Annotated in this window: 21 protein-coding genes; 16 read left to right on the forward strand and 5 right to left on the reverse strand. The window is 70.2% G+C overall.

Going from position 1 to position 17772, the window contains the following annotated elements; genetic code table 11:
- Window positions 1-11: 11 nt before the first annotated feature.
- From DVR07_RS06460 to DVR07_RS06500, 9 genes are all read left to right on the forward strand, one after another.
- Window positions 12-1001, forward strand: coding sequence for a carbohydrate kinase family protein (locus tag DVR07_RS06460; RefSeq protein ID WP_115795918.1), 990 nt, complete (start codon window positions 12-14; stop codon window positions 999-1001).
- Window positions 1002-1175: 174 nt separating this feature from the next.
- Window positions 1176-2666: an alpha,alpha-trehalose-phosphate synthase (UDP-forming) gene (locus tag DVR07_RS06465; protein ID WP_115795919.1), complete on the forward strand. Its 1491-nt coding sequence runs from the start codon at window positions 1176-1178 to the stop codon at window positions 2664-2666.
- Window positions 2667-2741: 75 nt separating this feature from the next.
- On the forward strand, window positions 2742-4070 hold the full coding sequence (locus tag DVR07_RS06470; protein WP_115795920.1) for an MFS transporter: 1329 nt from the start codon (window positions 2742-2744) through the stop codon (window positions 4068-4070).
- An 84-nt stretch (window positions 4071-4154) separates the two neighbouring features.
- Window positions 4155-4694: a hypothetical protein gene (locus DVR07_RS06475; RefSeq protein ID WP_115795921.1), complete on the forward strand. Its 540-nt coding sequence runs from the start codon at window positions 4155-4157 to the stop codon at window positions 4692-4694.
- Between the two features lie 78 nt (window positions 4695-4772).
- Complete coding sequence (locus DVR07_RS06480; RefSeq protein WP_115795922.1) at window positions 4773-5249, forward strand: YbaK/EbsC family protein; 477 nt, start codon at window positions 4773-4775, stop codon at window positions 5247-5249.
- An 85-nt stretch (window positions 5250-5334) separates the two neighbouring features.
- Window positions 5335-5778, forward strand: coding sequence for a universal stress protein (locus DVR07_RS06485; RefSeq protein ID WP_115795923.1), 444 nt, complete (start codon window positions 5335-5337; stop codon window positions 5776-5778).
- 91 nt (window positions 5779-5869) lie between these two features.
- Window positions 5870-6289 carry a DUF4149 domain-containing protein gene (locus tag DVR07_RS06490; RefSeq protein WP_115795924.1) on the forward strand — a complete coding sequence of 140 codons (420 nt, stop codon included), beginning with the start codon at window positions 5870-5872 and terminating at the stop codon, window positions 6287-6289.
- Window positions 6290-6322: 33 nt separating this feature from the next.
- Window positions 6323-6760, forward strand: coding sequence for a GIY-YIG nuclease family protein (locus DVR07_RS06495; RefSeq protein WP_115795925.1), 438 nt, complete (start codon window positions 6323-6325; stop codon window positions 6758-6760).
- A 31-nt stretch (window positions 6761-6791) separates the two neighbouring features.
- Window positions 6792-7007 (forward strand): YgaP family membrane protein, encoded by a 216-nt coding sequence (locus DVR07_RS06500; protein ID WP_115795926.1) that lies wholly within the window; start codon window positions 6792-6794, stop codon window positions 7005-7007.
- A gap of 21 nt (window positions 7008-7028) precedes the next feature.
- Here the strand turns inward: DVR07_RS06500 and DVR07_RS06505 are convergent, their stop codons facing one another.
- Window positions 7029-8540 carry a phosphoenolpyruvate carboxykinase (ATP) gene (locus DVR07_RS06505; RefSeq protein WP_115795927.1) on the reverse strand — a complete coding sequence of 504 codons (1512 nt, stop codon included), beginning with the start codon at window positions 8538-8540 and terminating at the stop codon, window positions 7029-7031.
- A 284-nt stretch (window positions 8541-8824) separates the two neighbouring features.
- On the opposite strand from DVR07_RS06505, the gene acs reads away from it, so the two are divergent.
- Window positions 8825-10936 (forward strand): acetate--CoA ligase alpha subunit, encoded by a 2112-nt coding sequence (gene acs / locus DVR07_RS06510; protein WP_115795928.1) that lies wholly within the window; start codon window positions 8825-8827, stop codon window positions 10934-10936.
- Window positions 10937-10949: 13 nt separating this feature from the next.
- Entirely contained in the window at window positions 10950-12032 is a 1083-nt protein-coding gene (locus tag DVR07_RS06515; RefSeq protein WP_115795929.1) for a phosphotransacetylase family protein, read from the forward strand.
- Window positions 12033-12065: 33 nt separating this feature from the next.
- Here the strand turns inward: DVR07_RS06515 and DVR07_RS06520 are convergent, their stop codons facing one another.
- Together DVR07_RS06520 and DVR07_RS06525 are read right to left on the reverse strand one after the other, a co-directional pair.
- Window positions 12066-12476: a winged helix-turn-helix domain-containing protein gene (locus DVR07_RS06520; RefSeq protein WP_115795930.1), complete on the reverse strand. Its 411-nt coding sequence runs from the start codon at window positions 12474-12476 to the stop codon at window positions 12066-12068.
- A gap of 134 nt (window positions 12477-12610) precedes the next feature.
- Complete coding sequence (locus DVR07_RS06525; RefSeq protein WP_115795931.1) at window positions 12611-13642, reverse strand: NAD(P)-dependent alcohol dehydrogenase; 1032 nt, start codon at window positions 13640-13642, stop codon at window positions 12611-12613.
- Between the two features lie 10 nt (window positions 13643-13652).
- Here DVR07_RS06525 and DVR07_RS06530 point away from each other — a divergent pair, with 10 nt between their 5' ends.
- The 5 genes from DVR07_RS06530 (at window position 13653) to DVR07_RS06550 (ending at window position 16009) form a co-directional block, all read left to right on the forward strand.
- Window positions 13653-13847 carry a GNAT family N-acetyltransferase gene (locus DVR07_RS06530; protein WP_115795932.1) on the forward strand — a complete coding sequence of 65 codons (195 nt, stop codon included), beginning with the start codon at window positions 13653-13655 and terminating at the stop codon, window positions 13845-13847.
- A 97-nt stretch (window positions 13848-13944) separates the two neighbouring features.
- Window positions 13945-14229, forward strand: coding sequence for a hypothetical protein (locus DVR07_RS06535; RefSeq protein ID WP_115795933.1), 285 nt, complete (start codon window positions 13945-13947; stop codon window positions 14227-14229).
- Window positions 14226-14570 carry a hypothetical protein gene (locus DVR07_RS06540; RefSeq protein WP_115795934.1) on the forward strand — a complete coding sequence of 115 codons (345 nt, stop codon included), beginning with the start codon at window positions 14226-14228 and terminating at the stop codon, window positions 14568-14570. The genes DVR07_RS06535 and DVR07_RS06540 overlap by 4 nt, the downstream gene beginning before the upstream one ends.
- A complete protein-coding gene (locus DVR07_RS06545) occupies window positions 14554-15084 on the forward strand; it encodes a DUF7504 family protein (protein ID WP_115795935.1) in 531 nt (176 codons plus the stop codon). Before DVR07_RS06540 ends, DVR07_RS06545 begins: the two co-directional genes overlap by 17 nt.
- Before the next feature lie 112 nt (window positions 15085-15196).
- Window positions 15197-16009: a rhodanese-like domain-containing protein gene (locus DVR07_RS06550; protein WP_115795936.1), complete on the forward strand. Its 813-nt coding sequence runs from the start codon at window positions 15197-15199 to the stop codon at window positions 16007-16009.
- Window positions 16010-16044: 35 nt separating this feature from the next.
- Here the strand turns inward: DVR07_RS06550 and DVR07_RS06555 are convergent, their stop codons facing one another.
- Window positions 16045-17127, reverse strand: coding sequence for a hemolysin family protein (locus tag DVR07_RS06555; protein WP_115795937.1), 1083 nt, complete (start codon window positions 17125-17127; stop codon window positions 16045-16047).
- Window positions 17128-17292: 165 nt separating this feature from the next.
- The gene (locus DVR07_RS06560; protein WP_115795938.1) at window positions 17293-17577 is read right to left on the reverse strand and encodes a HalOD1 output domain-containing protein; all 285 of its coding nucleotides are present in this window, start codon (window positions 17575-17577) and stop codon (window positions 17293-17295) included.
- Window positions 17578-17772: the final 195 nt, after the last annotated feature.

Here is a 17772-nt window from a genome sequence, read left to right on the forward strand (position 1 = left end):
TGTCACAACCGATGACCGACTCCGAGCGCGACCCCGACGTTCTGGTCGCCGGCGAAGCCCTCGTCGACTTCCTGCCCGACAGCCCGGGCCTGCTCGCCCAGGTGGCGGAGTTCTCGCGGCGTGCGGGCGGCGCACCCGCCAACGTCGCGGTCGGCCTGGCCCGCCTCGACGCGACCCCGTGGTTCTGGACCCGCGTGGGCGAGGATCCCTTCGGCGACCACCTCGCCGGGACATTGGCGTCGTTCGGCGTCCCCGACCGGTTCGTCGAGCGCGACCCCGCGGCGAAGACCGCGCTGGCGTTCGTGAGCCACGACGAGGACGCCGACCGGGCGTTCACCTTCTACCGCGACGGCACCGCCGACACCCGGGTCGAACCCGGCGGCGTCCCCGACGAGACCCTCGAGTCGGTCGAGTGGGTGTACGTCGGCGGCGTGATGCTCGCGGCCGACCCCGGCCGGACCGCCACCCTGGACCTGGCCGAGCGCGCCGGCGAGCGCGGCGCGACCGTCGTCTTCGACCCCAACTACCGGCCGGAGCTCTGGGCGACGAGCGACCGGGCGTACTCGGACCTGATCGCGGAGATGCTCGGTCACGCCGACGTGGTGAAGGCGACCCCGGAGGACCTGGACGCGGCCGGGTTCGAGGGCGAGTCGCCCGAGGGCCTGGCGTCGGCCGTCGCCGACGACGGCCCCCACACCGTGCTGCTGACGCTCGGCGACGCCGGCGCCTTCGCCGCCGCGACCGACCGGGCGCCGTGGGGCGCCGGCGCGGCCTCCCACGGCGGCTACGGCGTCGACGCGGTCGACACCACGGGCGCGGGCGACGCGTTCACCGCGGGCGCGCTCGCGGCGCTCGCCGACGGGGACGGCGCCGGGGCGGCCGACCGCTCGCTCTCGGCGGTGCTCGGCTTCGCGAACGCGGTGGCGGCGGTCACGACCACCGCGGCTGGCGCGATGACCGCGCTGCCGACCCGCGAGCAGGTCCGGGCGCTCCGGGAGTAAATCGAACGCCGCGCGCCACCCCAAACAAAAAGAGGGTGTACGCCTTCTCTAGATGGACATGAGTCTATCGACCGTGGTCCGGCCTCACCCTGATGGGCGCCGCTCCTCCGACCGGGACGCGACTCTGCAGCGCGGCGACGCCGCCCCGAACGCATCCGACCTCGCACCGGAGGGATGACGGGCGAGTCGTCCCCCGACGCCGACGGGTCCGCGCCGACCGAGGGCCTGGTCGTCGTCTCGAACCGCGAACCGTACAGCCACTCGTACGACGGCGACGAGATCACCGTCGACCGCCCGGTCGGCGGGCTGACGGCAGGCCTCGACCCGGTGATGCAGCGGGCGAAAGGGACCTGGGTCGCCTGGGGCGACGGCGACGCCGACCGCGAGGTCGTCGACGAGCACGACCGGGTCGGGGTGCCGCCCGAGGACCCGGCCTACACCCTCCGGCGCATCTGGCTCGACGACGACGAAATCGAGGAGTACTACTACGGCTACAGCAACCAGGTGCTGTGGCCGCTGTGTCACAGCGACCGGGGCCGCATCACCTACGAGCCGCGGTTCTGGGACCGCTACGAGGCGGTCAACCGGCGGTTCGCCGAGGCGGCCGCGGAGGAGGCCGACCCGGGGTCGCTCATCTGGTTCCAGGACTACCACTTCGGCCTCGCGCCCCGGATGGTCCGACGCGAACTCGGCGACGACGCCACGCTGGCGCACTTCTGGCACATCCCGTGGCCGACGTGGGACGACTTCCGGGTGTGCCCCCAGAGCCGCCAACTGATGGAGGGCCTGCTCGCCAACGACCTGATCGGTTTCCACGTCGACCGGTTCTGCGCCCAGTTCCTCGAGGGGGTCGACGCCTGCTTCGACGACGCCGCCATCGACTGGGACAGCGGGGAGGTCCACCGGGGCGACTCGACCACGCTGGTCAAGTCGTTCCCGATGGGCGTCGACACCGAGCGCATCGAGCGGCTGGCCGGCAGCGACGGGGCCGAGGCGTTCTGGGACCGCTTCCGCGAAGAGCGGGGCATCGCCGACGACGCCGTGGTCGCGGTCGGCGTCGACCGCCTCGACTACACGAAGGGCATCCCCGAGCGCATCCGGGCCATCGAGTACTTCCTCGACTCGCACCCCGAGTTCCGCGGCGAGTTCGTCTACGTCCAGAAGGCCAGCGAGAGCCGGAGCGAGATCCCGGCGTACCAGGAGATACAGGACGAGGTCTCCGAGACCGCCGAGCGGGTCAACGACCGGTTCGGCACGGACGACTGGGAACCGGTGGTCGGCGTCACGGAGATGCTCCCCGCCGAGTCGCTGTACGGCCTCTACCGCCACGCCGACCTCGCGCTCGTGAGCTCGGTCCGGGACGGGATGAACCTCGTCGCCGAGGAGTACGTCGCGGCACAGCTCGACAACGGGGGCGCGCTGGTGCTGTCGGACTTCGCCGGCGTCGACGAGACGCTCGGCGACTACGCCTACACCATCAACCCGTACGCGACCAAGGAGTTCGCCGAGTCCATCCACCGGGCGATCACCGACGACCCGGGGAAGCGTCGCGAGCGCATGCGACACATGCGCCAGCTCGTCACGGCCTACGACCTCGACGCCTGGATGGACGACATCTTCGAGACCGCCGCGGCCCTCCGCGACGACCCCACCGAGTCGGACTGATCCGGGGCGTTCGAGCGTCGGTCGGCTCCGAGCGATTCAGGACATTTACGTGTCGGTCCTGCGTCAGTCGCGTCGATGACAGAACGGTGGCTGTACGCGTGGGGGCTCGGGTCGGTCGCGCTCGGCGCGGCGTCGCTGCTCGTCCCGCTGTACGTCGTCGCGCTCGGCGGAGACCCGACCGCGCTCGGCCTGCTCGCGGGGAGCGTCGCGCTGCTCGGCACGCCGGGCGCGCTGCTGTGGGGCCGGCTGGCCGACCGGACCCGCGACCGCCGGGCGGTCGTCGTGGGGAGTCTGCTCGGGTCGGCGGCCGCGCTCGCCGCGCTGCCGTTCCTCGAGTCCGTGACCGCGGTCCTGGCGGTCAACGCCGTCCTCTGGTTCGTCTCGGCCGCCGCGGGACCGGTCCTGACGCTGCTCGTCGTGGCCGACGCGCCCGAGCGCGAGTGGTCGCGGCGGATCGCGGCGCTCAACCGGTACCAGGGGTTCGGCTGGGCCGGCGGCCTGGTGCTCGGGACCGCGTGGCTCGGCGTCCTCGCGCCGCGGTTCGCATCGCCGCTTGCCGCCCGCCGCTGGCTGTTCGCCGTCGGCGCGGGGCTGACCGCGGTCTCGGCTGTCGCGGCCGCGGCGTGGGTGCCCTCGCCCGCCGCGGCCGACCTCCGGCGGAGTGACCGCCGACGAATCGCCCGGTTCCTCTCCCGGACCAACCGCCACGTCAGGACCGCGACGTTCGCCTTCTCGCCGAACCGGCTCTACTGGACCACGCTGGGGATCCGCCCCCGGCAGGTGGGCCGGCGGTTCACGCCCCGGCTCGCCGGCTACTTCGCCGCGGTCGCGCTGTTCTCGACCGGATTCGCGGCGTTCTGGGCGCCGCTGCCGGCGTACCTCTCGGCCGCGGGCCACGGCGGCGACGCGACGTTCGGGCTGTACCTCGCCACGAGCGTCGCGTCGGTGGCCTGCTACGGACCGGTCGGCGACCTCGTCGACCGGGTCGACGCGCGACTGTTCCAGAGCGGGGCGCTCGGCGTCAGGGCGGTCGCGTTCCCCGCCGTCGCGGTCGTCGGCGCGCTGGTCGGCCTCCCCGCGTTGACCGGCGCGGTCGGCGTCTTCCTCGTCCTCGGCGCGACGTGGGCCGTCATCGCGGTGACCGGCACGGGACTGGTGACCCGTCACGCGCCCGCCGCGGTCCGGGGCGAGGCGCTGGGCGTCCACGCCGCGCTGGTGGCGGCGGCCGGCGGCGTCGGCGGCCTGCTCGGCGGCTGGACCGCGCAGTTCGGCTACCCGACCGCCTTCGCGGTCGCTGGCGGACTGGTCGCGGCGGGCGCGGGCGTTGTCGCCGGGCTCCGGGGGCTCTCGACGCCCGGCGGGACGAACGCGGAAGCGACCGGACGGGAGGACACGACCGACTGACCCTCGTCGGGCCGAGAGGACAGTTTCCGGAGGGGTCGGCGAGTACCTATATCGGAGCGGGCCGATGGTAGGCGCGGTGGGGAAGTGACAGCGAAAACGACAGAATCGACCGCAGTGGGCCGGGCGCGGCGCCGCCGGTGGGCCGCCGGGGTCGTCGCTGGCCTGGTCGCCGGCGTCGGCATGGGTCTCGTGCTCCACTTCGGCGCGGGCACGATGGCGCTCGTCGGCGCGCTCTACGGGCGACCGACCGTCCTCGCGGGGTGGGTCGCCCACCTGGTCAACAGCGTGGTGTTCGCGCTGCTCTTCGTCGCCGTGGTATCGCAACCGCTCCTGGGCGACTACGCGTCGAACACGGCCGCGCTCGCGGGCGTCGGCGCGGGGTACGGCGCGGCGCTCGGCGTCCTGACCGGCGGGGTCCTGCTCCCGCTGGGACTCAACGCGACGGGTGCGACCGAACTGCCGGTACCGCTCCTGCCGGTTCCTGGCCTCGTCGGGGAACTCGCGTTCCCGGTAGTGCTCGGGGTCGCGCACCTCGTCTACGGGACGCTGCTCGGCGTAGTGTACGCCGCCGTTGCGGGCACCGGGTCCGAGTTACGACGCGACGAGACTGTACGCAGCTGGTGACCGCCGGTCGGCATGGGCACCGTCGGGCGCCCGGCTCGACCCCGACCTATTTGAGCCGCGCCGACGCTACCCACGGGCATGCATCGGAGAGCGCAGGAGTTCGCCGACCGCGCCGCGCGCGAGTACGACTTCGAGGTCGACGTCGAGGAGTTCCCGGAGGGGACGAAGACCGCCGCGGACGCCGCCGACGCCGTCGGCTGCGACGTCGCCCAGATCGCCAGCAGCATCGCGATGCGCGCCGACGACCGGCTCGTCGTGGTCGTGACCAGCGGCGCGAACCGGGTCAGCGAGGCCAAGCTCGCCGACCTGCTCGACCTCGACGAGGCCGACGTGGAGATGGCCGACGCCGGCGAGATCAAGGCCGCGCTCGGCTGGTCCATCGGCGGGGTACCGCCGTTCTGCCACGACGCCGACGTCCCGGTGTTCCTGGACGAGACGCTCGCGGAGTTCGGGACGGTGTGGGCCGCCGCGGGCACCCCGGAAGCGGTGTTCCCCATCGACCCCGACAGACTCCAGGAGCTCTCGGGCGCGAAGGCCGTCGACGTAGCGGAGTGAACGGTCGGGAACACTTTTGTCGGGGGTGAGAGAATAACTCACGAGGAACGCCGCATCGCGCCGTCGGCGTTCCCTCTCGTCAGCCATGTTCGACCGCATCCTCGTTCCCACGGACGGCACGCCCGCCTCCGAGTGCGCAGTCACGAACGGCGTCGAACTCGCCGCGAAGCACGACGCGGAGGTCCACGCCCTCTACGTCGTCGAGACCGACTCCGAGATGGGACACGTCGACTTCAACGTCGAGCGCATGGAATCGGAGGGCGAAGCGGCGGTCGAGGCGGTCGAAAGACGCGCGTCCGAGCGCGGCGTGCCGGTCGTCAAGGCGCTCCGGTACGGCGACCCGACCGAGGAGATACTCGACTACGTCGCCGACCACGACGTCGACCTCGTGATGATGGGCACGGCCGGCCGGACCGGCTTCGAACGGTTGGTCCGCGCCGGCAGCGTCGCCGAGCGCGTGGTCCGGACGGCCACGGTCCCAGTGATGGTCGCCGGCCGGGAGGCGTGTCGGCTCCCGGACCGGTCGTGAGGAGCGTCGAGGCTGTCGCGGGGCGCGACTTCGGTCTCCCGGCGGTGGCGCATCCGAACCATTGATTTTGCGAGGGTTCCAACCGTCGGACATGAGCTTCCTCCAGACCGGCGCCGCGGTCGTCCTCGACGCCGCCCTCGGCGTCTGGCTCGGGAGCATCGTCTTCTTCTCGTTCGTCGGGGCGCCTACGACGTTCGACGTGCTGGGGGGCGAGGCGGTCCGGGTGGTCAACGCAATCTTCCCGAAGTACTACGCGTTCGGCGAGATCCTCGGCTGGCTGGCGCTCGGCACCTCGTTCGTCGTCGAGACCGGCGGCCCGCTCGACGGGAACGCGCTGACGCTGCTCGTGCTGGTCGGCGTCGTCCTCGACCTCTACGCCCGGCAGGTCCTCATCCCGAAGATGGACCGGGCGGGCGACGACGCCTTCGCGCAGTACCACAGGCAGTCGGTCGCGCTCAACGGCGTGACGATGCTCGCGGTCGCCGCGGCGCTGGTGGTGTCGCACCTGTAGACGCAGTCGCAAGAAGAACGACGAACTCCGACCATGGCGAAGGGAACCTACACGCTGCTCGTGCAACTCGCCGAGGACGCGACCGTCGCGTTCGGCGCGGCCGGCGAGCGCGACCTGGTCGCGGGGTGGTACGCCTACACCGGCAGCGCGTTCGGGACCGGCGGGTTCGCCCGGGTCGAGCGCCACCGCGAACTCGCCGCGGGCGAACGCGACGCCCGCCGCTGGCACGTCGACTACCTGCTGGGTCACCCCGCGTCACGGATTGCAGACGTCGTGAAGACCCGAGACGAAGACATCGAGTGCGCCGTGAACCGGGGCATCGAGGCCGACGAGCGGGCGAAGACCGAGGCGGTCGCCGGTCTCGGAGCGTCGGACTGCAACTGCGACTCCCACCTCCAGTTCGCGCCGGACCACCAGTCGCTGGCGCGGGCGGTCCGTCGAGCCCACGACGCTGCGGCAGACGGGGCGTAGAACTAACTGTCCGGCGCTCCGGACTCCGAGCATGGCGCACGAACCGAACGTCGGCGGCCGCGACAGACTCGCTCGCGGGGTCCTCGGCGTCGCGCTGGTCGCGGCGGCGGGCGGCGCCCTCATCGGCGGTCACACCGGAGTCGGCCTCGCCGCGGCCGTCCTGGGTGGGGCGCTCCTGTTCAACGCCGCGACGCGGTTCTGCGTCGTGAACGCGCTGCTGGGCATCGACACCTGCTTGCGGAAGTGAGAGGAAAGAAAAGTCCCGCCGTCAGTACACCGCGTCCCGGATCTCCTCGTCGAGGTCCTCGAAGGTGTCGAGGTGGGTCCGGCGCTCGGTCCGGAGTCGGGCCAGTTTCTCATCTAGGTTCTCGACGTTGTCGGCGACGTCGTACGCCGAGACGTCCATTCCCGGCACCTCGCTCGGGACCGTCAGCCCGGTCGCGTCGTCGTCGGTCCACTCGACGGTGCCGCGGGCGAGCTCCCGGAGGATGGTCACCGACTCCTCGACGCCGACGTCGCGGCCGCCGAGGTGGCCGGTGTTGAGTACGAAGCAGTCGACGTCGAGGTCGGCCACGAGGTCGCGGAAGCGGTTGCCCTCTTCGCCCTTCGAGCCGATGATGAACGGGTTGGTGCCGACCACGCGGATGGACTCGCCGGCCTTCGAGGGGTCGCCCGCGCTGGTCTGGATGGACTCGCCGAGCATGAACGCCGCGGCGGCCTCCCGGGCCGAGAGCTTCGCGACCGGCGGCATCACGGGGTTGCGCGTGATGAAGAACACCTGGTCGACCCCGTCGAGATCGATGTCATCGCCCGCCGACGAGAGCTGGTCGCGCTCGATGACCGCCCGGCCGTTGGTGGTGTAGCGGTCTGAATCGAAGTCGACCGTCCCGTCGTCGGCCACGTCGACGTTGTCGAGCACGGCCGACTCGTGGGTCACCGCGTCGTAGAGGGCGGGCTGCTCGTCGGAGTCGAGGCCGATGGTCTTGACGAACAGGCCGTTGCCCTCGCTGCCGGCGACGGTCCCGTCGGGCAGCAGCGCGCAGACGTCGTCCTGGAGCATCGTGGCTTCCTCGGGGTCGTCGAGCCGGAGCCCGTGGGCGGTCAGCGTGGACTTGCCGGTGGCCGAGAGCCCGAGGAACGCCTGGCCGACCGTCTCGAGGTCGCCGTCCTCGTTCTTCAGGCGGACGCGCTTGCTCCCGGCGTGGAGGCCCAGCCCGCCCTCCCGCTTGGCGTAGTACATGAACAGCCGGAGGAACGACTTCTTGGCCTCGCCGGTGTAGTCGCTGCCGAGGACGGCGGTGACCCCCTCGTCGGGCAGGATGCGGATGGCGATCTCGTCGGCGTCCGGAATCTGGACCGTCACGAAGTCGGGGTCGGGGTCGTCGTCGGCCACCGGCTCGAAGAGCTTCGCCCAGGCCAGCGCGATTCGACCGTACTCCTTCGGGACGTAGAGCCGGCAGACGTACGAGTGGTCGTCGTGGCGACCCATCCGGCGGTCGACGCAGACCATCTCGCGCTCGCGGGCCGCCTCGAACGCGTCTTCGACGTGCGCGAAGTCGTCCGCGCCGAAGTCGGCGTCGACCGCGTTCTCCGTCAGGTCGGCGTTGCGCGACCGCTCGTCGCTGACGTACGACGGGGCGCCGAACTCGGTCGTGGTCTCTAAGTGCTCGGAGAACTCGCGGAGCCGTTCCACCGACGGGCCGTACACCACGTTGTCGGCCGTCGTCGGGTCTGGAAGCGCAGTCTCCAGCGAGCGGACCGTCTTCCCGGATTCTGACATCGTGTAGTTCGAGAGTACCCTGGCGTATAATTATGCACCATTTACTCGGCGTCTCGGGGCCGCTATCTCCGATTTTTGATTTCACATCCGAGTAAATACTTTGGAATTCGTCGCGGATGGCGAGGATTGTATCCGAGTAGGCGCCGGTTATTCCAACCGACGACCGGAGGGGACGGCCGAACCGGTCTCGCACGGAAGCCGGCCGAGACCGGTCGACGCCGCCGATTCCCGCCGCCGGAAAACGGGACACCACTTTTAAGCGCGACTCGGGCGAACCCACGAACGTGGACGAGAACACCGGAGAGTTGTCGGGACTGTTCGCGCCCGAGCGGGTCGCCGTCGTCGGCGCGACCGAGAGCGAGGGCTCGGTCGGCCGCGCGATAACGGCAAACCTGCGGGCCGACTTCGCGGGCGAGACCGTCCCGGTGAACCCGAACTACGACGACGTGCTGGGGCTGGACTGCTACCCCGACATCGGCGACGTCCCGGGCGAACTGGACCTCGCGGTGATCGTCGTGCCGCCGAAGATCGCGGTCGACGCGGTGCGGCAGTGCGGCGAGGCCGGCGTCCGGAACGTGGTGGTCATCACCGCGGGCTTCGGCGAGACCGGCAGCGAGGGCGCGAGCCGCGAGCGCGAACTCACCGAGGTCGCCGAGGAGTACGATCTCAACCTGGTCGGCCCGAACAGCCTCGGCGTGATGAGCACGCCGACCGGGCTCAACGCCACGTTCGGGCCGGACAACGCGCTCGCCGGCTCCATCTCGTTCATGAGCCAGTCGGGCGCGTTCATCACCGCGGTGCTCGACTGGGCCAACGACCAGGGCATCGGGTTCAAGGACGTGGTGTCGCTCGGCAACAAGGCCGTCCTCGACGAGACCGACTTCGTCGAAGCGTGGGGCGACGACCCCGACACCGACGTCATCCTGGGCTATCTGGAGGGCGTCGAGGACGGCGGGCAGTTCATCCGGTCCGCGCGCGAGGCGACCGACGACACCCCCATCGTGATGGTCAAGTCGGGGCGGACCGAGGCCGGCGCGCAGGCGGTCTCCTCGCACACCGGCACCCTCGCGGGCAGCGAGCAGGCCTACGAGGCCGGCCTCGAACAGGCCGGCGTCCTCCGGGTCGAGAACGTCCAGGAGCTGTTCGACTTCGCCCAGATACTGTCGGGCCAGCCCCTGCCCGAGACCGACGACGTGGCCATCGTGACCAACGCCGGCGGTCCGGGCGTGATGACCACCGACGCGGTGGGCGACTCCCGGCTCTCGCTGGCCTCGTTCTCCGAGGAAACCCTGGAGGCGCTCGCCGAGGCGATGCCCGAGGAGGCCAACATCTACAACCCCATCGACGCCATCGGCGACGCCGACATCGAGCGGTTCAGGACCGCCATCGACCTCGCGCTGGCCGACGACAACGTGGGCTGTGCGGTCGTCCTCTCGGCGCCGACGGCCGTTCTCGACTACGGCGAACTCGCCGACGCCGTCACGGACCTCCAGGCCGAGCACGGCAAGCCGGTCGCGGCGGTGCTGATGGGCGGCGAGCGCACCGAGGCGGCGGCCGAGCGCCTGCGGGAGGGCGGCATCCCCAACTACTTCGACCCGGCCCGGGCGGTCCGGAGCCTCGACGCCCTCTCGCGCTACCGCGAGATCAGCGAGCGCGAGTACGAGGCGCCCGAGACGTTCGACGTGGACCGCGAGCGCGCACGCGGAATCCTGGAAACCGCCGAGGAGCGCGGCGACAACCGGCTCGGCGTCGAAGCGATGGGACTGCTCGACGCCTACGGGATTCCGACGCCCGAGGGCACCGTCGCCGAGAAGCCCGAGGACGCGGTCGCCGCCGCCCAGAGCATCGAGGGCGACGTCGTGATGAAGATCGTCTCGCCCGACATCCTCCACAAGTCCGACATCGGCGGCGTGAAGGTCGGCGTCCCGCCCGAGGAGGTGTACGACGCCTTCGAGGACCTGGTGACCCGCGCGCGGAACTACCAGCCCGACGCCGACATCCTGGGCGTCCAGGTCCAGGAGATGGTCGACCTCGACGCGGGCACCGAGACCATCATCGGGGTGAACCGCGACCCGCAGTTCGGCCCGCTGCTGCTGTTCGGCCTGGGCGGCATCTTCGTCGAGGTCCTGGAGGACACCGAGACCCGGGTCGCGCCCGTCAGCGAACGGGAGGCGACCGAGATGGTCGACGGCATCCGGTCGGCGCCGCTGCTCCGGGGCGCCCGGGGCCGCGAGCCGGCCGACCGCGACGCCATCGTCGAGAGCCTCCAGCGGCTCTCCCAGCTCGTGACCGACTTCCCGGCCATCCTCGAACTCGACGTGAACCCCCTCGTCGCCGGCCCGGACGGCGTCCAGGCCGTCGACGTGCGGCTGACCGTGGACACCGACGAACTATGAGTACTGATACCCAATGAGAACGATACTCGTCACCGCGACCGAGGAGAGCACAGGCAAGACCGCGGTCGCGCTCGCGCTGGCCGAACTGGCCGCCGAGCGCGGCCTCTCGGTCGGCTACATGAAACCGAAGGGGACCCGCCTCCAGAGCAACGTCGGGAAGACCCTCGACGAGGACCCGATGCTGGCCCGCGAGGTGCTCGGCCTCGACGCCGAGATGCACAACCTGGAGCCAATCGTCTACTCGCCGACGTTCATCGAGCAGGCGATCCGGGGTCGGGAGGACCCCGACGAGCTCCGCGAGCAGGTCCGCGAGAGCTTCGACAGCCTGGCCGAGGGCAAGGACCTGATGGTGGTCGAGGGCGGCGGGAAGCTCACCACCGGCGGCATCGTCGACCTCACCGACCCCGAGGTGGCCGACCTGCTCGACGCCGAGGTGCTGCTGCTCTCGAAGTACGCCAGGGCCGGCGACGTCGACGACGTGCTGGCGGCGGTCGACGACGTGGGCGACCGGCTGCTCGGCGTGCTGTTCAACGCGGTCCAGGACGGCAACTTCGACGGGCTCGAGACCGAGGTGGTCCCCTTCCTCGAAGGCCGGGGCGTCCCGGTGCTGGGCGTCCTTCCGCGCGAGCAGCAACTGGCGGGCGTGACCGTCGACGACCTCGCCGCGGAGCTGTCGGCCGAGCAGCTCAACGACGCGCCCGGCGACGCCTTCGTCGAGCGGTTCCTCGTCGGCGCGATGTCGGGAGACTCGGCGCTCCGGCACCTCCGGCGGACGAAGGACGCCGCGCTGGTCACGGGGGGCGACCGGCCCGACCTCCAGCGGGTCGCGCTCGAAGCTCCGGGCGTGAAGTGCCTCATCCTGACCGGCGGGTTCCGGCCGCCGGGCGCCGTCGTCGGCGCCGCCGAGGAGAAGGGCGTCCCGGTCCTGCTGGTCCAGTCGGACACCCTGACGACCATCGAGCGCGCCGAGGATGTGGTCCGGAGCGGGCGCACCCGGGACGCCGAAACGGTCGCGGTGATGGGGGACCTGCTCCACGACCACGCCGACGTCGAGGCCATCGTGGGCGACAGGGAGCAGAACGGCAGTGACGAATAAACGATCTCGAGTGTTTCGAGAGTCAATAGAGGGCTACAGGTAGAGAGTCTGAATAACTTCAATTAGTACGTATCCGACAATCAGTAGTGCAAAAAGCGCAGATCCGATCTGAACGATCCAATCCACAGTCGTTTCCGGTTCTTTCAAAGAGAAGTCTTCGACAGCTGGAGTCGTGTTTCCTCCGCCCCTCTTCGAGCCACTCTGCTGGTCATTCGCTCCGGCACCTAAGCCCATCCCGTCGAGCATCCGGTCGAGTTCGCGCTGATCCTGAATCATCTGGTCATCCATCGCTTCCAACACGCCGTAGTCTTCGTATCTGTTGAGAACCGTACTGACGTACGAACTAGAGCAATCACATCGGTCGGCGATTTCCTTGTTCGTCAGATCCGGGTTCTGATGCGCCGTCAAGAGAATCTCTCGTTGAAGGTCCGTTTTTTGACTCATTCTCGTTTTCTCCCGGTGGTGTATTCCACCGACATGTTTTATTTCAAATAATACTTAAACATTCGCCCTTCGCCAGTCAGAGTTCGACGAGAAGTGCTGATTCAAATTTTCCTAATTGAGCGGTCTGTTATCGTTCACTTGCCGACCGTCACCATCCCCTTCACGGTCTCCGGATTCGTCGCGCGCTCGAACGCCGCCTCGACTTCGTCCAGGTCCATCTCGAAGTCCACGATGCCGGCGACGTCCACCGCGCCGTCGGCGATAAGGCCGACGGCCGCGGGGTACGTGTTCCGGTAGCGGAACGACCCGCGGACGTCGAGTTCGCTGTCCACGATGCCCACCACGTCGAGCGGAATCTCCGACGCGGAGGCGAGACCGACGAAGACCACGGTTCCGCCGCGCCGGACCGCGTCGAGCGAACCGGCGATGGCAGATTCGGCGCCCGAGGCCTCGACGACGACGTCGACGCCCTCGCCGTCGGTCTCGGCCGCGACCGCCGCCGCCAGGTCCCGCTCGCCGGAATCGACGACCGCGTCCGCGCCGCGCTCGCTCGCCCGCCGGAGTTTGGCGTCGACCACGTCCGCGACGACGACTTCGGTCGCGCCGGCGGCCCGCGCCGCGGCCATCGCCAGCAGCCCGATGGGACCCGCGCCGGTCACGAGCACCGAGTCGCCCGCGCCGACCTCGCCGCGGCGGGCCGCGTGGACGCCCACGCTGAGGGGCTCGCAGAGCGCGCCCTCGCGGACGGACACCTCGTCGGGCAGTCGGTGGGCGAAGTCGGCGGGCCAGGCCACGTACTCGGCGAGCGCGCCGTCGTCCGGCGGGGTCGCCATGAACGTCACGTCCGGACAGAGGTTGTACTCGCCGCGCTTGCAGTGGTCGCACCGCCGGCAGGGGACGCCCGGTTCGAGCGCGACTCGGTCACCCGCCTCGAGGTCGGGCACTGCGTCGCCGACCGCGACCACCTCGCCCGCGCTCTCGTGGCCCAGCACCAGGGGCTTCTCGACCACGTAGTCGCCGATGCGGCCGCGCTCGTAGTAGTGGAGGTCCGACCCGCAGATGCCGACCTCGCCGACCGCGACCAGCGCCTCGTCGGGCGCGGGCTCGGGCCGGGGTCGGTCCTCGACGACCAGTCGGCCGGGTTCGGTCAATACTGCGGTGCGCATAGACGGCCCTTTGTCGGCGAGACGTAAATCGGCTCTGCGGCGGGATCGACCCCGGGACCAGGCCCGCCTGCTCGCCACCAACCCGGCGTCGGCTCGCACCTGGGAGAAACTCGGCTTCGCCGAGGAGGGCGTCCACCGCGACCGGGCGTTCACTGGCGGCGAGCACGTCGACGTGCGGTACTTCCGCGTGCTCGAAAGCGAGTAGCGGGCGAAATCGGTCCCGCTTCGATTCCCGGGGTTCGCCCGTTCTCGTCCGAGTTCGGCGGGGGTTATTTAATCCGGAAGCGAGAACCCCCTGTCGAATGTTACTCGAACGCATGCTCGCGCTGTCGACCGCGCTCGTACTCGCCGGGACGTTCCCGGTGGCCGTCATCGCGTCGCGGGGCTTCCGCGGCGCGCCGTTCGGACGAGTGCTCCGGCCGATCCCGGTCGTCGTGCTCGCGTTCGCCGCGCTGAACGCGCCGGAGGCGCTCGGCGTCGAGATCTCGGCCGGGCTCTACCTCGTCCTCTCGACGGCCGCCGTCGCGGGAACGCTCGTCGCGGCCGCCCACGCGCTCGTCCTGCTCACCGAACGGAGGAAGCTATGAGGGGCCTCCTCTCGTTCGTCTTCATCGCCCAGACCGCGACGCTCGTCGCCGCCTCCCTCCTGCTGGTCTATCCCGTCGTGGCCTACGCCCGGAACGTCGCGTACACCCGCGGGCTGCTCCTGCTGGCGAGCGCGTTCTTCCTGGTGACCGGCGCGTACACGGCGGGATTCCTGTTCGAGAGTTCGCTCGTCTCGGAGGCGCTCGACCTGGTGGCCGCGCTGCTGGCCGCCGCGGGTACGTGGCACTTCGCCCGACCGTACGTCCGGTTCGACGACGCGGGAGTCGAGGCGCCGACCGTCGGCGACCCGACCGGAGGGTTCGAGAGTGCCGGAGACGACTGACGACCGCAGGTTCGACCTGTCGCCGGGCGAGCAGGCGCTGGTGTCGGTGCCGTCGATGGGGTCGCCGCTCGACCTGCTGCCCGACGCGGCGTTCGAGAACCTGCTGGTGCTGTCGGCGACCGCATCACCAGAGAAGATCGAGTCGCTGGTCGAGCGCCGCGGGGGCGACCCCCGGAAGGTCGGCGTGGTCCCGGTCACGGGGTCGCCCGGCGAGTACGACGGGCCGCTCTGGACGACCGACCCGGTCGATCCCAGCGACCTGACCGGCATCAGCATCCGGGTCTCGAACGCGCTGGAGTACGTCTCCCGCGGCGGGTGGGTCGTCGTCGACAACGTCAACGTCCTGCTGATGTACGGCCGGGAGGACCAAGTGTTCCGGCTGTTGAACTCGGTCGTCTCGACCGCCCGCGAGCGAGAGGCCTGCGGGGCCTACTGCACGGTCCGGGACGCGGTCACCGACGAGACGTACGCCCGACTCAGGGACTGCTGCGACCGGGCCCTCGCGGTCGAGTGAAACGGGTCGTCGCGGTCGAGTATCCGGGGGTCGCTCCGTTCATTTCCGCCGATTTCGCGGGTAATATCCAAGGAAACATTCTTACGCGCCGATTCGCTACGAACAGCCAGAGATGAAACGCCGAACGTTCCTGGCGACCGGGGCGGCGTCGCTCGCCCCGGTCGCGGGGTGTCTGGGGCAGGGCGGCGGCGGTGGCGGCGACGACACCACCACGCCGTGGTCGGGGTACGGTCAGTACACGCCGACCGACGGGAACACCGACGGCTACCCGCCGGCGTTCGACCAACAGCCCTCGGAGCGCAGCATCGACACCGATTCGTTCGAGACCGTCGAAGAGGGCGGCGTTCAGGTTCCGCTGGCCCCGATAGAGGCCACCGGTTACTGGTACCGGCGGGGCGAGGCCCGGTTCGCGGACGCCCGGGGTCCGGGCTCGTACGAGGCGGCCCACGTCTACGGCGCGGTGCTGAGCCCGGCGCCGGAGCGCTACCGGACGTCGAACGACCCGTTGAACGAGTGGCCGAAGGACGACCGCATCGTCTGTTACTGCGGGTGTCCCCACCACCTCTCGTCCATCCGGGCCTCTCAGCTCATCAACGAGGGGTACGAGAACGTCTACGTCATCGACGAGGGGTTCGGCGAATGGCGGTCACAGGGGTACGCGATGGCCGGCACCGACGTGGGGAACCCGCCGAAGAAGTGGACCATCCGGGGCGAGACCGCCGCCGACCTCGCCGGCGAGAACGCGTGGGCGCGCCACCGACCGACCGAGCAGGTCGAGTCGACCGACATCGCCGCCGACGGCAGCTACGAGCTCCACCTCAAGTTCCACGGCGTCGATTCGGACTCGACCATCGAAGTCGAGACGCCGGGCTACACGGTCGAGGGGAAGCTACAGGACCTGACGGCCGGCACGGTGCAGGGATAGCTCACGGCCGCGGTCCCGGAGGTGTGAACCCGGATTCACACCTGCGCGTCGGGCGGTTCCTCGTCGTAGGGGTCCTCGAGTTCGCCCATCATCGCCTCGAACGCGTCGGTCGCCGTGACCATCCCGACGACCTCCCCGTCCTCGGTGACGAGCGCCAGCTCGTGCTGCCGCTCCTGGAATCGGTCGACGAGGTCGCTCACGGCGAGTTCGGCGTCCACCGTCAATGGCTCGGTCGCAACGTCCTCCCACGTCAGCGACCCGTCGCGGAACTCCTCCCCGCGACCGAGCAGCGGCGGCGTGTAGACGATGCCGACGAACTCCTCGAGCGTCTCGCCGATCAGCGGGAACCGGGTGTGGGGCTCGTTCCGGACCCGCCGGAGGCTCTCCTCGATGGCGTCCGCGGTCGAGAGGGCGACGATCTCCTCGCGCGGGACCATGATGTCGCGGACGGGGATCGTGTCGATGTCGAGCGCCGCGATGACCTCCTCCTCGCGCTCGTCGTCGAGACCGGCCTGGCTCAGGATGTCGCCCATCTCCCGGCGGGCGTCGCCTCGGCTCGACACTTCGCGGGCGCCCTCCTCGGTCTCGGCCTCGGTCCACGACCGGGTTATCTCGACGCCGAACAGCGACAGCAGCCACTTCGCGGTCTTGTCCGCGAGGATGATGACCGGCGACAGGATCTTCGTCCAGTAGTACAGCGGGGCCGACCCGTACGCGGCGACGGTCTTCGTCCGCTCGATACCGAGGTACGTCGGCGCCTGCTCGCCGACGACGACGTGCAGCATATTGATGATACCCAGCGCCACGATGGCCGCCAGCGCGTGGGAGCCGACGCCGGTCAGTTCGACAACGGGCGTCAGCAGCGTTGCCAGCGCGGGTTCGGCCACCACGCCGAGGCCGACGCTGCAGACGGTGATACCGAGCTGGCACCCCGACAGGAAGATCTCCAGGCGGTCGGTCATCTCCCACGCCCGTTCGAGGCCGGACGACCCCTGGAACTCGCCCTCGGTGAACTGCCTGACGCGAGTCATCGCGAACTCGATGGTCACGAAGTAGGCGTTGCCGAACAGGAGCACCAGGCCGCCGGCTACCTGTGCGAGCGTCGCGAGTTCTACCATCGACTAGATTTCCCCGCGAAATCCCGAAAAGGTTGTCGCTACTGACCGTCTTCCGGGACCCGTCGACTCAACTCGCGGACCCGTCCGACAATCTCGGAACGATCTGACGATGCCGGAGCGGTCTGACCTCTCGGTCGGGCGTCGGACCGGGCGCGCCGGCGGGAGTCAGACGACCCGGCTGGCGCCGGACTCGTCCGCGGGGCGGACGACGACGTCGTTGGGACCGCCCACGCGCACATCGTAGCCGCAGTACGTGAAGGAGACGCGGGGCTCGCTCTCGGATCGGGGCCGGTCGTCTTCGAACAGTCGGTCCAGCGCCTCGGGGTCGACGGCGTCGTGCAGCGGCGGCACGAGGTCGGTCGGCGAGCGACCCTCCGCCTCCGCCACCGCGGTCACCACTGCGGTGCTGACCCGTCGGTCGACGCCGGAATCGGTCCGCGGCGTTCGCATACTCCGTCACTGTCCCCCGGACGCCTAATAGCTTCCGTAGCCGTCAAATTCCGGCGGACGGTCGCGGCTCGCCCGGCATCGCGGCGCTGTCGCGGTCCGACGCCCGCCGAACGGCCGTCTTCGAATCAAGGCCTTTATGGACGTGCTGTTAGTACCATTCTAACAACAGCGTTGAACACATGTTCAGGCAGTCAG

The organism is Halorussus rarus, from assembly GCF_003369835.1.
GTDB lineage: Archaea > Halobacteriota > Halobacteria > Halobacteriales > Haladaptataceae > Halorussus > Halorussus rarus.

Bases quoted from the DNA above. Each gene is read 5' to 3' on its own strand.
- DVR07_RS06560 (WP_115795938.1), bottom strand. From the start codon at position 17,577: ATGCGAACGCCGCGGACCGATTCCGGCGTCGACCGACGGGTCAGCACC.
- DVR07_RS06540 (WP_115795934.1), top strand. From the start codon at position 14,226: ATGAGGGGCCTCCTCTCGTTCGTCTTCATCGCCCAGACCGCGACGCTC.
- DVR07_RS06505 (WP_115795927.1), bottom strand. From the start codon at position 8,540: ATGTCAGAATCCGGGAAGACGGTCCGCTCGCTGGAGACTGCGCTTCCA.
- DVR07_RS06490 (WP_115795924.1), top strand. From the start codon at position 5,870: ATGAGCTTCCTCCAGACCGGCGCCGCGGTCGTCCTCGACGCCGCCCTC.
- DVR07_RS06500 (WP_115795926.1), top strand. From the start codon at position 6,792: ATGGCGCACGAACCGAACGTCGGCGGCCGCGACAGACTCGCTCGCGGG.
- DVR07_RS06550 (WP_115795936.1), top strand. From the start codon at position 15,197: ATGAAACGCCGAACGTTCCTGGCGACCGGGGCGGCGTCGCTCGCCCCG.
- DVR07_RS06470 (WP_115795920.1), top strand. From the start codon at position 2,742: ATGACAGAACGGTGGCTGTACGCGTGGGGGCTCGGGTCGGTCGCGCTC.
- DVR07_RS06465 (WP_115795919.1), top strand. From the start codon at position 1,176: ATGACGGGCGAGTCGTCCCCCGACGCCGACGGGTCCGCGCCGACCGAG.
- DVR07_RS06495 (WP_115795925.1), top strand. From the start codon at position 6,323: ATGGCGAAGGGAACCTACACGCTGCTCGTGCAACTCGCCGAGGACGCG.
- DVR07_RS06515 (WP_115795929.1), top strand. From the start codon at position 10,950: ATGAGAACGATACTCGTCACCGCGACCGAGGAGAGCACAGGCAAGACC.
- DVR07_RS06485 (WP_115795923.1), top strand. From the start codon at position 5,335: ATGTTCGACCGCATCCTCGTTCCCACGGACGGCACGCCCGCCTCCGAG.
- DVR07_RS06520 (WP_115795930.1), bottom strand. From the start codon at position 12,476: ATGAGTCAAAAAACGGACCTTCAACGAGAGATTCTCTTGACGGCGCAT.
- DVR07_RS06460 (WP_115795918.1), top strand. From the start codon at position 12: ATGACCGACTCCGAGCGCGACCCCGACGTTCTGGTCGCCGGCGAAGCC.
- DVR07_RS06535 (WP_115795933.1), top strand. From the start codon at position 13,945: ATGTTACTCGAACGCATGCTCGCGCTGTCGACCGCGCTCGTACTCGCC.
- DVR07_RS06525 (WP_115795931.1), bottom strand. From the start codon at position 13,642: ATGCGCACCGCAGTATTGACCGAACCCGGCCGACTGGTCGTCGAGGAC.
- DVR07_RS06555 (WP_115795937.1), bottom strand. From the start codon at position 17,127: ATGGTAGAACTCGCGACGCTCGCACAGGTAGCCGGCGGCCTGGTGCTC.
- DVR07_RS06480 (WP_115795922.1), top strand. From the start codon at position 4,773: ATGCATCGGAGAGCGCAGGAGTTCGCCGACCGCGCCGCGCGCGAGTAC.